The sequence below is a fragment of the Nostoc sp. genome (assembly GCF_036919615.1).
Taxonomy (GTDB): Bacteria; Cyanobacteriota; Cyanobacteriia; order Cyanobacteriales; family Nostocaceae; genus Nostoc.
The window spans coordinates 18,017-31,570 of sequence record NZ_JBALCN010000068.1 but is presented as its reverse complement, the minus strand read 5'-3'; the positions used below and the strand labels follow the sequence as shown (position 1 = coordinate 31,570).

9 protein-coding genes are annotated in these 13,554 nt (G+C 42.5%); 5 read left to right on the top strand and 4 right to left on the bottom strand.

Features of this window, described 5'->3' with window-relative positions:
- Positions 1 to 934: V-containing nitrogenase subunit delta (gene vnfG, locus V7K48_RS20255; protein WP_335075005.1), on the top strand; the 934-nt coding region annotated here is incomplete at its 5' end.
- Between the two features lie 67 nt (positions 935 to 1,001).
- Here the strand turns inward: vnfG and V7K48_RS20250 are convergent.
- Positions 1,002 to 1,136 (bottom strand): hypothetical protein, encoded by a 135-nt coding sequence (locus tag V7K48_RS20250; RefSeq protein ID WP_335075004.1) that lies wholly within the window; start codon positions 1,134 to 1,136, stop codon positions 1,002 to 1,004.
- A 232-nt stretch (positions 1,137 to 1,368) separates the two neighbouring features.
- Between V7K48_RS20250 and V7K48_RS20245 the strand changes: the two genes are divergently transcribed.
- The 4 genes from V7K48_RS20245 (at position 1,369) to V7K48_RS20230 (ending at position 7,463) form a co-directional block, all read left to right on the top strand.
- Positions 1,369 to 2,754: a nitrogenase component 1 gene (locus V7K48_RS20245; RefSeq protein ID WP_335075003.1), complete on the top strand. Its 1,386-nt coding sequence runs from the start codon at positions 1,369 to 1,371 to the stop codon at positions 2,752 to 2,754.
- A 232-nt stretch (positions 2,755 to 2,986) separates the two neighbouring features.
- Positions 2,987 to 4,519 carry a nitrogenase component 1 gene (locus V7K48_RS20240; RefSeq protein ID WP_335075002.1) on the top strand — a complete coding sequence of 511 codons (1,533 nt, stop codon included), beginning with the start codon at positions 2,987 to 2,989 and terminating at the stop codon, positions 4,517 to 4,519.
- A 470-nt stretch (positions 4,520 to 4,989) separates the two neighbouring features.
- Positions 4,990 to 6,333 carry a nitrogenase component 1 gene (locus tag V7K48_RS20235; RefSeq protein ID WP_335075001.1) on the top strand — a complete coding sequence of 448 codons (1,344 nt, stop codon included), beginning with the start codon at positions 4,990 to 4,992 and terminating at the stop codon, positions 6,331 to 6,333.
- 314 nt (positions 6,334 to 6,647) lie between these two features.
- Positions 6,648 to 7,463: a PEP-CTERM sorting domain-containing protein gene (locus V7K48_RS20230; RefSeq protein WP_335074999.1), complete on the top strand. Its 816-nt coding sequence runs from the start codon at positions 6,648 to 6,650 to the stop codon at positions 7,461 to 7,463.
- A gap of 307 nt (positions 7,464 to 7,770) precedes the next feature.
- On the opposite strand, the gene V7K48_RS20225 is transcribed toward V7K48_RS20230, so the two are convergent.
- From V7K48_RS20225 to V7K48_RS20215, 3 genes are all read right to left on the bottom strand, one after another.
- Positions 7,771 to 9,402 carry a hypothetical protein gene (locus tag V7K48_RS20225; protein ID WP_335074998.1) on the bottom strand — a complete coding sequence of 544 codons (1,632 nt, stop codon included), beginning with the start codon at positions 9,400 to 9,402 and terminating at the stop codon, positions 7,771 to 7,773.
- Between the two features lie 407 nt (positions 9,403 to 9,809).
- Entirely contained in the window at positions 9,810 to 11,192 is a 1,383-nt protein-coding gene (locus V7K48_RS20220) for an HlyD family secretion protein (RefSeq protein WP_335074997.1), read from the bottom strand.
- A gap of 88 nt (positions 11,193 to 11,280) precedes the next feature.
- Positions 11,281 to 13,497 (bottom strand): peptidase domain-containing ABC transporter, encoded by a 2,217-nt coding sequence (locus V7K48_RS20215; protein WP_335074996.1) that lies wholly within the window; start codon positions 13,495 to 13,497, stop codon positions 11,281 to 11,283.
- Positions 13,498 to 13,554 lie beyond the last annotated feature (57 nt).

Sequence of the window (13,554 nt, the reverse complement as noted above, 5' to 3'; positions counted from 1 at the left end):
CTTTGAAGGTGCTGTGAATATGGCACGTGATATGTACAATGCCATTTACTCACCTTTGATGAAGTTGGCTCAAGTTGATATCCGTGGTGACCAAAATCTGCCAAGTACCAATGGTAATGGTAACGGTAAAGCAACCAAAGAGGTATCAGAGGAAGTCGTTTCTTTAATTCAACAGCAAGTTAAGGAAGCCACTTCACAGGTCAAACAGCTAGTTAAGGAAACCACTTCAGAGGTCAAACAGCTAGTTAAGGAAGCTGTGCCACAGGTTCAACAGCCAGCTAAAGAAGCTGCGCTACAGGCAAAACAGCAAGCTAAGGAAGCTGTGCCACAGGTTCAACAGCCAGCTAAAGAAGCTGCGCCACAGGCCAAACAGCAAGCTAAGGAAGTTGTGCCACAGGTTCAACAGCCAGCTAAAGAAGCTGCGCCACAGGCCAAACAGCCAGCTAAGGAAGTTGCGCCACAGGTTCAGCCACAAGCTAAGGAAGTTGCACCACAGGTTCAGCCACAAGCTAAGGAAGTTGCACCACAGGTTCAGCCACAAGCTAAGGAAGCTACGCCACAGGTTCAACAGCAAGCTAACGAAATCGCGTTATACATTCAAGAGCGAGCTGCAGAAGTCACAAAATTAATTCAAGAACGGTGTTTGTGGCAGTTTCACTCGCGTGCATGGGATCGGGAAGAAAACATCAATGGTGTTCTCAATAAGGCCGCCCAAATCTTAACTGGAGAAAAGGTGGTTCTGGATACCTTGATTGAGAGGGGTTTTTATGCAGATGCGAAGATCCTTTCGGCTGACCTAGAAATCAGGTTTTCATGGTTAAGTAAGATGGAGAACTCGCAAAAGAAGGCAGTACTGGAGTCTGTTAAGGCAATGCTGGTCGATATTGTAATAACCAAGTCGAAGAATGGTGAATTGCATTATTCGCTTTATTAAAGCAATTAGATCGGTAATTCAACCAAACGAACAGTGTTGCTGAATTAGAGTAGGAAATAGAGTTTTGTCATTCTGTTCGCGTTGGCGTAGCTTCTGGTAGAGAAGCCTTCATGTAGGGTTGGATCGCTTTTCGCTTCTCCCCAAGGGGAGAAGCGATCGCCTTCATCCGTTCCTCAAGAGTAGCAAAGTGTTTGCGTAGCATCTCATTTAGTTTTAAAGGCTTTTCAGAAATTCAATTCTATCCTTCTGGTGTAGTCGATGCTATGCATCGCTTACTTCGACCTAGAGGTATGAAAACGCCTTCATACAGACACTCTACTTCGTTATGTATGCCCTGAGGCATCTGCTACAGAACAGGATGACAATTCATTGTTTCTTTCAACAACATCAAACAAATACAATCACGAGTTTCTCACTATCTAGGAGTCAATAGGATGTCTTTAGTCGTAAAACAAAAAGAACGCAAGGGAATAATCAATCCTATATTTACCTGTCAGCCTGCTGGGGCTGAGTATGCTGCAATCGGAGTAAAAGATTGTATTCCCCTAGTGCATGGAGGACAGGGGTGTAGTATGTTCGTTCGTCTGCTGTTTGCCCAGCATTTGAAGGAAAATTTTGACATTGCTTCTTCTTCACTCCATGAAAATAGCGCTGTCCTTGGAGGACAGCCACGCATTGAGGAAGCCGTACACACCCTAGTTGCACGATATCCGGATTTACGGATTATTCCAATTATTACAACTTGTTCAACTGAGACGATTGGGGACGATATCGAAGGAACCATAAACAAGCTCAACGGTCAGTTAAAGCAGGCTTATCCCGATCGCAAGATTGTCCTTGTTCCCGTGCATACCCCCAGTTACAAAGGTAGCCAGGTCAGTGGCTATAATGTCGGCATACATGCAATCATTTCTACCCTGGCAAAAAAAGGCGAACCAACTGGCAAGTTGAACCTCATTACTGGGTGGCTTAACCCCGGAGATGTCACGGAAATCAAGCGCATCTTAAAAGATATGGATGTTCCAGCAAACATCTTAGTGGATACAGAATCTTTCGATGCGCCCACCATGCCCGATAAGACAAGTTTTGCCTTTGGGAATTCAACCATTGAAGAAATTGCTGATTCTGCTAATGCGTTGGGAACTATTGCCTTATGCAAATATGAAGGAGGCAGTTCAGCTGAATTCTTAGAAGAGAAGTTTAAGGTTCCTGCAATCATTGGCCCAACCCCGATTGGCATCAAAAACACTGACGTCTGGCTGCAAAATATCCAGAAACTGACTGGCAAACCAATACCAGAATCTTTAGTCAGAGAACGTGGAAAGGCTATCGATGCGATCGCAGATCTCGCCCACATGTTCTTCGCCAACAAGAAGGTAGCTATTTACGGAGATCCCGATCTGGTAATTGGACTAGCAGAGTTCTGCTTGGAATGTGAGTTAGAGCCAGTGCTGATGTTGTTGGGAGACGACAACAGAGCCTGCACCAAAGACCCAAGAATTGCCCAGTTGGAGAAGAAAGCAGCCTGTGATATCGAAGTCATCTGGAATGCAGACCTCTGGGAATTGGAGCGCCGCATTAAAGATAAATCCCTCGAAATCGACTTGATTCTAGGTCATTCCAAAGGTCGATATATTTCTATCGATCACAAGATTCCAATGGTTCGGGTTGGCTTCCCCAGCTTTGACCGGGCAGGTCTGTGGAAATACCCCATTATTGGCTATAAAGGAGCAGAATGGCTAGCAGACACCATTGCTAACACCATGTTTGCAGATATGGAGAACAAGCTTGAGCGTGAGTGGATCTTAAACGTTTGGTAGAAAGCTGATGTATATGGGGGATGGCATCTATCCGCAATGATATTTCTGTCATCCACCCCCAACTGATTAGATGGTATTTCCATCAGAATTTTTACGATACTTAGCAATCCTATGTTAATTGTAAACCAGGCAGCACCCGTTTAACTGATTAGGATCAGAGGGCGGCTCAGTCGCCTGGTTTACGACTCACAGGGTATTGCTACAGAAGCTATAGAAAGACTGGAGAGTGATCATGACTGCAACAAGTATAGATAAGAATGTCGTATTTTACGGAAATTTAAGCGAACTGTATCGCTTGGCAAAAGAGGGTAAAATTAAGACCACTTTACAAGGTAGTCATACCCGCCCCTGTAAATTTTGGACTGCAACGAAGATTTTAAGTGGGATTAAAAATGCGATAGTCATTTCTCACGGCCCAAGTGGCTGTGCCTATGGTGTAAAGCGGGCATACAAGCTGACCAATAGCCGCAATAGTGGTTCACCTTATGAACCTGTGGTGACTACAAACATGAGTGAGAAAGCGGTAATTTTTGGTGGAGAAAAAGAATTAGCAGGCGCGATTCGAGAAGTAAATGAAAAATACCATCCAGATGCGATCGTTGTTGCCACTAGTTGTGCGTCTGGTATTATTGGGGACTGTGTTGATGACGTCGTGAATAAGGCGCGTGGCGAAATCCAGTCTGAGATCATGACGATACATTGTGAAGGATTTGCCGGGGAATATCGCAGTGGATTTGATATCGTATTTCGGCAAATCGTAGACTTTATGGAGCCGCCAACTCCAGAGCGGAAGGCACAACTAGCCGATGCTGTTAATATTGTGGGCGCAAAGATGGGCCCTGAAAGGACGGAAGTCGAAACTGATGTTAAAGAACTGGTGCGATTGATAGAAGGAATGGGGGCACGAGTTCACAGCGTCATCGCTGGTGACTGTACTTTAGAAGAACTCAAGCAAGCACCAAGTGCGGCAGTCAACTGTACTTTATGTTTGGATCTTGGCTATACCATCGGCAAAGCCATGTCAGACAAGTTCGGTACTCCGCTAAATTCTACTATCCTTCCCTATGGAATCACTGCTACAGAAAAATGGCTCGAAGGGGCGGCAAAATATTTAGGCATGGAAGAACAAGCGGCTGCCCTAATGGAAAGGGAATATGCCGCAATCAAGACTGAATTTGAAGCAGCTAAGAGTTATATAGAAGGGAAGTTAGCGATTATCGAAGGACATGATGCTATCAAGTGCTTATCCCTTGCTCACATGTTGGATCGTGATTTTGGGATGCGTGTAGTAATCTATAACTTCCATCCCTGGAGTACAGAAGCACGAGAAACCAGTGTGGATTATTTGTTGGAAACAGGGTTAGACCCGGAAATATTGATTACGAAAGGGACGCTGGCCTTTGGCAAGTACGAGTCCATGAAACAAACGGAAGATGAATTACTGGATTTTATTGGTGGTCTTGATGCAGAATCGGTAGTTTATTTTGGTTCTTCCTTAAGTTTCCCCCATATTCCTGTCGTCGATTTAAATGCTATCTTAAATCGTCCCAGATTCGGCTATCGCGGAGCCTTAAAGGTCGCAAGGTGTATTAAAACAGCACTCCAATATGGCTTTAGACCTCGCAGTTCCTTAACCAAGCAAATGGTGTTCCCTAAAAATTCCGGGTTAGCATCTACTCAATCACTAAGCGGAAAATTAGCTCAAGACATGCCTGATTGTACCGTATATGCAGAGAAGAAGCGGGGAAAATGTATGAACGAGTAATAAATGAAATTTTGTCTAACGGAGAAAATTGTAGGTTGGGTGAAACGAACGCGAACAGCGTCCCGTAGGGAAGTGAAACCCAACAAACTCTCAGAAATGTTGGGTTGAAGAACAAAACCCAACCTACGTAGATTACTGCACATTGATTCGGGGATGTCTGATACGGGCAAGGCTTAAGCCAAAAACGTCAAGGCAGAAGCCGTTACAGGCTGCGCGAAACACGGAAACGTCAAACCAGAAGTTGCTACAGGCTGTGCGAAACACGGAAACGTCAAACCAGAAGTTGCTACAGGGAAGACAGAATCCGTTACAGGCTGCGCGAAACACGGAAACTTCAAGGCAGAAGTCGCTACAAAGAAGACAGAAGCGGTTACAGGTTGCACAAAACACGGAAACGTCGGGGTAGAAGCTGCTACAGGCTACGTGAAACGCGTTTACCATAGTCAAGCCTTAGAGAAACAGGAGGAAAAATGTCTGCTGAAACAACTTTTGACAATTGTAACCATAGTAAAGACCCAGTAGTTGGCTGTGCCCTTGAAGGTATTGCAACTACAGTTGCTGGTATTAAAGATGTTAGTATTGTGATTCAGTCTCCACAGGGTTGCGCGTCCACTGTCGCAGCTGGCTATGATGCTCATGAGGTTGATTTCACCAAGCGGAAAGTAGGTTGTACTCGTCTTTTTGAGTCAGACATTGTGATGGGAGCGTCTGAGAAACTCAAAGGGATGATTAAAGAAGCGGATCAATCTTTTGATTCTAAGGTGATGTTTGTCGTTGGAACTTGCGCGGCAGACATCATTGGTGAAGATATTGCAGGATTGTGCAACCAGCTTCAGCCAGATATCAAAGCCAAACTCGTTCCTTTAATGGCTGGTGGGTTTCGGGGCAATGCTTATGATGGCTTGGAGATGGGTTTGGAGGCTTTACTTCCTTTTATAAAAAAAAGGCAGACTAAGAGAAGGGGTAGAAAGCCAAAGATTGTAAATATCATTGCACCACAGGCAAATCTGAATCCTACTTGGTGGGCTGATTTGCATTGGGTAACGCAGACATTAAAGTCTTTAAGAATTAAAGTGCAAACGGTATTTTCTCATAATACCTCTTTTGAAGAACTAGAGCAAGCTGGTGAAGCAACCGCCAACATTGTTCTCAGTCATGATGTTGGGTATAAGTTTGCTCGGAAAATGCAACAGACCCATGACATCCCATTTATCCTTGATGATATACCTTTACCAATAGGTGTAAACAACACTACTCGGTGGTTGAAGGCATTGGCGGCACATTTCAAGATAGATGAAAAAGTGGAGCCAATCATTAAACAAGGCGAAGAAATGGTCGTAGATACACTTCGCAAAAGAGCATTGATGATTATTCCTCGATATCGTAACTGTAGAATTGCCGTATCTGCGGATGGGACGCTTGGCATTGGACTAGTCAGAATGCTCTTTGAAGAATTGGAGATGATTCCGGAAGTCTTATTATTTCGCTCGGCGATGCCTGATTCTCGTTCAATTTTGGAGCGAGAACTACACAGCCTTGGTCTTACTTCCCATATAGTATTTTCGGCAGATGGCTATCAGGTAAAACAGACCTTAGAAGACTTTGATGTTGATGCTGTGATTGGCTCGGCATGGGAAAAATACATGGCAGAGGAATTGGGAATCAAAATTGCTTTTGATGTATTTAGCCCCACTAATAGAGAAACTTATGTTGACAAGCCATATTTTGGCTATGAAGGCATGATCAATATCATGGAAGTGATTGCTAATGATTGGGATAGAGCTTTTCGTTCAAAAGAGATTAATTGGACATAGAGAAGCAAATACACGTGTTGATTAGAAATCGCGGTTCATCTTGCAAACATACTTTTTTGGATAAACCTAAGAGTAGTCTGCGTAGACGGACTCAAGGAATTTGAAACCCGCGTAGGCGGGTTTTATCTGTATAAAGAATCAAAAGTTTTTACTTAAAGTTTTGATAAATTCAGCGTTTAATTACGTAGTTGAATTGATTTTGTCCAACCAAGTTGGTATGATATTTTTAATCGAAAACATAGAATAGTTAGAAAATCGAGCAATCTAGTTAATTTTGAAGCAAGCTGTTAGTAAATTTTCGGAGAAAACAAACTATGAATAAACTAACTATCTTTCCTTTCTTTTCTCAAGGAATGGCCAAGATTGGTACAACCTTGATAACAGGACTTACATTTAGTCTGTTACTTTCTAGCCCCATCTATGCTGCCACCTTTGGCACTAATCTGATAGTAAATGGTGATGCAGAACAAGGGCAAGGAGACCCAATTGGTAACGCTGTTGGGGCTAATATACCTACTATACCTGGCTGGACTACGACAGGTAGTTTCAGTGTATTAAAGTACGGGGCAACAGGTTTTAGCTTTACCAACCCTTCAGGCAATGTAGTAAACGTTACTTTTCCTGGTATTGATGTTCCTGGGCCAAGCGATCGCGGCGCAAATTTATTCTTTGGCGGTGCTTCTCGAGCCTCTTCCAGTGCTTCGCAATTAATCGATATATCTGATCTGTCCTCAACTATTGATGCAGGTCAAGGTACGTTTAACTTGAAGGGCTGGTTGGGAGGATATAGCACCGATGAAGATAGCGCAGCACTGAAGATTACTTTCCTCGATCAAGCTAACAACTCTCTAGGCATAGCTAGTATTACTTCGCCAACTCCCGCGCAAAGAAACAACATCACAGGCTTATTTTTGCAGTCAAATGATGGCTTTGTACCTGTGGGTACACGTCAAATTAATGTACTGCTGAACGCCAATTATGTAAGAGGACGAGTAAACGACGCTTATGCGGATAATCTTTCGTTGGTAATTACTAAAGTCCCAGAACCATCAATCTCTGGTTTCTTGTTAATTGGCTTATCTTGTCTGCCAGCCTGGAAATTGCGTAGATATCGTCAAGTATTGCCCTAGATGCATCAGATTTTAGAGGTTTAAATCCTTAACTTGCAATAGTTGGAGAAGTTCAACTGTTGCAATTTCAACCTTACTAAAGAATTTTCTCAACACGCCAATTCATATACAGTGTATTGCAGGTAAATGAAGTACACGGGTAGGGGCACAACATGTTGTGCCCCTACGATGATCTGTACCTCACTTTGGCGTAGCCTAAGAAGAGAAGTTGCAATCTGCTGTAACAATCCTATCTGATATCATGTCCGGATAATCGCTTACGATACAGGACTTGCATTATTTATTTATCTTAAGCTAGATTAGTTTTTTACTCCGACTTACTTATTTCAATTTTTAAAATCCTTTTTTCCTTGGAATACTTAAAAAGAGGCAGCGGTGTAAAAATCCCTACACTTGGATCTTTTTGTTCAAAAAGTAAATCAACGTTTACTTCTTCCCCAGCCATAACATTTGTATCCCATTGATTGCTAACAACAAGTATCCTTAAAGTTTCGTCATCGATATTTGCGACAAGTTTACTCAGCTCATCCTCATTTGGTAATCTACCTATTATTCGTCCTTGAAGATGATTCTTGATTTCAATAAGACGACTTATTAATTCATTCATGTCTGCATCTCTATCGTAATTTTTATCTTTGCTCGCTTTGCTCTGGTTGATCGCGTCCTGTATCTTATCCTTTATCGCGCGCAAAGTACCGTCAGGTTCAGTTATTACCATAGAGTGCCAAGCTCTACTTTTATGTCTATATTGTAGCATTGCCATAATTCCTTCATGTCGGAGGAAATCTGCATCGCGAAATTTTATTTCTTCTTTTCCCAAATTCTGCCATTTGCTATGGAGACAACGAGCAAGAGAGATGGCTGAATCGATTCCGCTGTTTAATCCGCGACCAGGCCAGAAGTGTATTGCATTTGCGGTATCACCTAGTAAACAGCCAAATGTACCAGTTGTGTTCTCTGTGGGAGGATATAGTTGAGCGGTAAATCTTGGTGTTTGAAACATATTAAGCTTAAATAATGTTATGGCCGCCAAGTTTTCTTCTTTAATATTGAATAGTTTCAGAGCTTTCAATATTCTTTTCCATAAAAGATTCCTATCCTTAAATACTTCGGGTAAAAATATGCATTCATGTATCTTACATTTATATGTTCCTTCTTCCGAAAGTTCCATAAGACATGGTTGTGATTGTGTACACCCCTTAATCTCATATTCTTTGTTGTCTTTGTTATATCTAATTCCCTTTACATCCTTGACTTCATCATCAGTCAATCGTATATTTAGAAAACCTTCGCCGTTAAGAGAGTTGAAAAGAAAGCGATTTTGGGCTATAGTAAGAATTACAGCTTGTGGATCGGGAAGATCAGATTTTACCTTAAGACCAAGAACAGTATCTTCGAGAGAAGTTGACTTATTTAAAGAGTAAATTGATGTGTTTGGTGTACCAAACTTATTTATAAAATATTCTCGAGTCTCTGAGCTACTACCTTCACAGATTACCAGTAAATGTTGATCTGTAATATCAATTTTTTCAGCGTCAAATTTTTGGGGAATTAGCTCAATAGATTTTGTTTTATTGGCTATTTCTAATAGCACATCCTCTATGTGAGCTATTCGGACGTTTCGTGGTCTATACTCATCACTAAAATTAGTAGGTACAGGCCACATTTCTGAGTAAGACTCTTTAGTGAATATTCTGTCCTGTATTATCTGAGGAAGTTGCAGGTATTGTTTACTCTGTATTGTTACTACTTGTTGGCGACGTGTATTGCCTTCTATGATAGATCGCCAAGAAACGCTTGAACTTTCTGCATATTTACACCAACGATAATCATAAATTTTTATTAACAGGCTATCAGAAGGTATTAGATCTTTAAGTAACAATGCAAAAATTAGTCCAACTGGACCGCCTCCAGCTACTGTGACCTTTAATTTTGGCATCAGATAAATCTCCTCTATTGATAAACAAGTAAAAAAGTCTCAGCTATCGGGACTTAAACAAAAATCAAGCCCAAATGTAGTCCAAACTGGCTTTATAGCAAACACGTCCTGATTCAAGTTCAATCAATCAATAAATTGAAAAGACATGGCAGTTCTAAACGCATCTATTGCTTGAGTAAAAGTATTCAAAGGAATGCTCGGCCCACCTTCGTCTGAAACACGCCAATTCATATACAGGATAAATTAATGTTGAAAGCAGCATTTGTCAAAAAACTGCTATTTAGCTAAACTTTCTGTAACTCTTGAAATACTTTAATTTCTAGCATTAGCTCTTTTTTATTAAAAATTAGATAAACTGGCAACACAATCGTTTCTCTAAATATATTGCCAAAAGGCAATTAGCAACGTCAAACATCTACAATTAACCTTGCTTTTCTCAAAAAGAATTGGAGTACAGTTTCTTGTTTAGAAATAATATCGGCTCTGCCTTCCATTCCCATTTGAATAGAACATCGTTTGTTTCCTCGACCTAAAGACAGACCTTGAGGTTCAATTGTCACCTCATAGAAGGCAGCAGTACCTTTAGCAGTACTTGCGACTGTAGGAGAATTTGTAGCAGCACCATTATTCGCTGGTGGAAAAAATGCATCTGGAGAAATTGATTTCACTTTACCTTTGAGAGTACCGTAATCTGGATAAGGACAAGCAGAAACTCGCATTTGCACGTTTTGTCCTGGCTTCAACTTGCTTTTATCCTCAGTTCCTACCATTGCCTTAATCACCAAGGGGGCAGAAGTAGGAACAATTTGGGCGATTTCATCTCCAGGGCGCAATGTTTGGCCGGGGTTACGTAGGTTGAGCTTGGAGATAACACCATCTGCTGTTGCAGAAATGATAGTTTCCTTGAGCTCGATATTCACTTGTTTAAGTTCACGGCTATCATGCTCAAACTGTTTTTGCATTTCAATCCGTTGCTGAATAAGCGCGTTGCGTTCTTTGCTTGATGTGGCAATGTTAGCTTGCCCCGTAGCTTTTTCTTGAGCAATGCGTTCTTGTGCCATCGCTACTTCAGCAGGAATTGGATTCAGGGCAGCTTGTAGGCTTTGCAATTTGGCTTTGGTAGCGTCAAGTGTTTGTTCTTGCTGGCGAACAGCTAGTTGTGCTTCCTCGAATTGATCTTGTGACAAAGCTCCAACTTTGGCGACGCTTTCATATCGGTTTCGCTTTGTCTCGGCTGCTCTTAAGCCGGCAGTTGCTGCTCTGACATTTGCAGAGGCTTCTTGGACATCACTAACAGTGGTAATTTGCTTGTCTTGATAGTCCCGCCTGCGACTGCTCAATTCAGCTTCAGCCGCTGCAACCACACGATTACTGTGCTCAGTTTCGGCTATAAGTTGGTTATTTAGGGCATGAATCTGAGCGTTGATTTGAACCAGTTGTAATTTTATTTGCCCAACACCACTTTGTAGCTGGCTCTTTTGGGTTTGCAGCCGGGAGTCGTCAATAGTAGCGATCGCATCTCCTGTTTTGACAACTTGATTCTCTTTCACAAAAATACGCATAACTGGGCCTTCCGTAGCAGCCTGAACGAGCCGCAACTCACCAGCAGGACGCAGACTTGCCTGTGCTTGAACGGTAACTTTATATTTAGTTACAGAGGCGACGGCAACTGCTATGATCACAGTCACAAATGTGATCACGCTGCCAATAGTAGTCCAACTACCAAGTGGTGGAAGAAAATCGTTTTCTTCAGCTTGGGGCAGCAAGACAGAATTAGACTGACTAACCATAATTTTAAATCAGGATCAGGGAGGGATGATTTTTGCGGGCAAGGGATGGTCGAGGAGAAATCCAAAATCTCAAAGAAAGAGAATGGCATTAACTGATGGCGGCGTATTTGCCGTTAGCATGATCGGAAGATTTCACCAGTAAACTAGGAGTCGATGATCGAACATCTTCTAAAAAGCCCAAGTGAGCGCCAGCAATTTGGCGCAATTCTTCCGGAGAACCTTGGATTTGCAAACGTCCTCGCTCTAGTAATACAATCGAATCGGCTCGCTCAATGACTTTAGGGCGGTGACTAATTAAAATTGTGGTTTTGCCTTGGCGATAGGTAAGCAGTCGATCTAGTACTTCAGCTTCACTGGCCGGATCGAGAGCGCCAGTGGATTCATCTAAAATCAGTATCGGCGGGTTAGTAATTATCGCTCTGGCGATCGCTAATCTTTGGCGTTGTCCACCAGAAAGATTAGCTCCAAATTCTCCTAAGACGGTATGATACTTGTCAGGTAATTCGCTAATAAATTCATCAGCTCCTGCTATCTGGCAAGCTGTGACAATTTCTTCAAAAGTCACCTCAGGATAGCTAAAGTTGAAGTTATCAAAGATTGAGCGACTCCAGAAGTGCGGGTCTTGCGGTACTAAGACTACCTGCTGTCGCAGACACTCTAAAGATAAGTCTTGTCTATTATAGATGCCATAACGGATATTACCTGACTGGAGGGAATATAAACCAGCAATCAGTTTGGCTAGGGTACTTTTACCACAACCAGATTTACCAATTAAAGCAATAGCTTTACCACCAGGGATAGTCAAGGAAAAATCTTGCAAGAGGTCAACTCTACCAGCATGGTGGAAGTTAACTTTAGTGCAGATAATATTTGCATCAGCGGAAATTTCTGCCCAAGGCTTTTTTTCTGCGTTCAAGTCTTCTGGGGTAGCGTCAATCACTTCTGCCATCCGTTGGATGACAATTTGGGCAGTAATAAACTCATCAGCTAACCCGATTACTGAACTTAGGAAACCGAGAAAGTTGCCACTCATGCCGTTAAACGCTAGCAGTTGACCGATGGATAATGTCCCATTAATTACTAAATAGCTGCCTAACCAGAGTAAACCTATATTAGTTAAAGTTGAAAGAATATTAGTAAATGTACTGCTGTATAGTTCCAGCTTCATCGTACTCCACCCCAAGTTAGCGAGGCGACCATAATTGGTTTGATACTCTTGCCAAGCTTGGGGAGTTGCTTGGGTGGTTTTGAGTACTTGGATGCCGCGAAAGGTTTCCACCAAAAAGCCTTGGTTTTCAGTGCCTAAAACCAGAAGTTTCCGGGTTTGCTGGCGCAAGGCGGGTAGGAAAAGTAGATTAACTAAGGTGACGATCACAAAAGCCAATACGGAAGCCAGAGTCAGTTGCCAACTCAAAAAGAGCATAAAGCCCAAGGAAACTAGAGCAATAAAAAATTCGCTAGGTAAACCAAGGACAATCTGTGAAACTAACTCATTGATGGCATGAATATCGGCAATTCGGCTGACGACTTCTCCACTCCGATGTCCTTCAAAGTAAGATAAGGGCAAGTGTAAAAGTTTTTGACCATAATCCAGCAGTAGTCCTAATTGCAACCGCTGACCAAAGTGACCGATGAGGTGAGACTGTACCAAACCAATTGCACTTTTAAACAAGTTCATGGCAATTACCCCAATTGCCACGGTAGTTAGTAATTGAGTATCTCCCCGCACAAGCACATCATCAGTGAGGAGTTGCATCATCAAAGGATAGGCCAGAGACAATATTCCGATCACAATATTGATTGCGATCGCCTGGCCTAAAAGGAAGCGATAGGGCCAAACACGCACCAGATAGCGCCCAAAGCCAGTCATTTTGTCATCCGGCTGCTCAGAAAAACGGGTGTCGTCTGGCAGCAATAGCAGCATAATCCCATTGCTCCAACCCTCGGCTAATTCCTTACGAGTGAGGTAACGAATACCAACACCAGGATCACAAATTACATATTTGTTTCCCTTTTGCCCGTATAAAACTACCCAGTGGTAGCCTTTCCAATGGATGATTGCTGGCATTGGAGCTTTATTTAAACTGTCGAGCAGTTGAGCAGAAGCTTTGACTTGGCGGACATTAAATCCCAAAGCTTCTGCACCCCGATTTAAACCAAGTAGGGTAGTACCTCGCGCTCCTGTGCCTACCGCTTCTCGTACCCGACTCAGAGTCAAAGTGCGTCCGTAATGTTTAGCAATAGTTGCAAGGCAGGCAGCGCCGCAATCTTCTTCACTATGTTGGAGAACAACCTGGTATTTCATAAAAAATTTGGAAATTACTTGGTTACGCCGTTTGCAACTTGATTCTCATGCTGTTCG

Excerpts from the sequence above, each read along its gene's own strand:
- V7K48_RS20225 (WP_335074998.1), bottom strand. The coding sequence starts at position 9,402 with ATGCCAAAATTAAAGGTCACAGTAGCTGGAGGCGGTCCAGTTGGACTA.
- V7K48_RS20230 (WP_335074999.1), top strand. The coding sequence starts at position 6,648 with ATGAATAAACTAACTATCTTTCCTTTCTTTTCTCAAGGAATGGCCAAG.
- V7K48_RS20215 (WP_335074996.1), bottom strand. The coding sequence starts at position 13,497 with ATGAAATACCAGGTTGTTCTCCAACATAGTGAAGAAGATTGCGGCGCT.
- V7K48_RS20240 (WP_335075002.1), top strand. The coding sequence starts at position 2,987 with ATGACTGCAACAAGTATAGATAAGAATGTCGTATTTTACGGAAATTTA.
- V7K48_RS20245 (WP_335075003.1), top strand. The coding sequence starts at position 1,369 with ATGTCTTTAGTCGTAAAACAAAAAGAACGCAAGGGAATAATCAATCCT.
- V7K48_RS20235 (WP_335075001.1), top strand. The coding sequence starts at position 4,990 with ATGTCTGCTGAAACAACTTTTGACAATTGTAACCATAGTAAAGACCCA.
- V7K48_RS20250 (WP_335075004.1), bottom strand. The coding sequence starts at position 1,136 with ATGCTACGCAAACACTTTGCTACTCTTGAGGAACGGATGAAGGCGATC.
- V7K48_RS20220 (WP_335074997.1), bottom strand. The coding sequence starts at position 11,192 with ATGGTTAGTCAGTCTAATTCTGTCTTGCTGCCCCAAGCTGAAGAAAAC.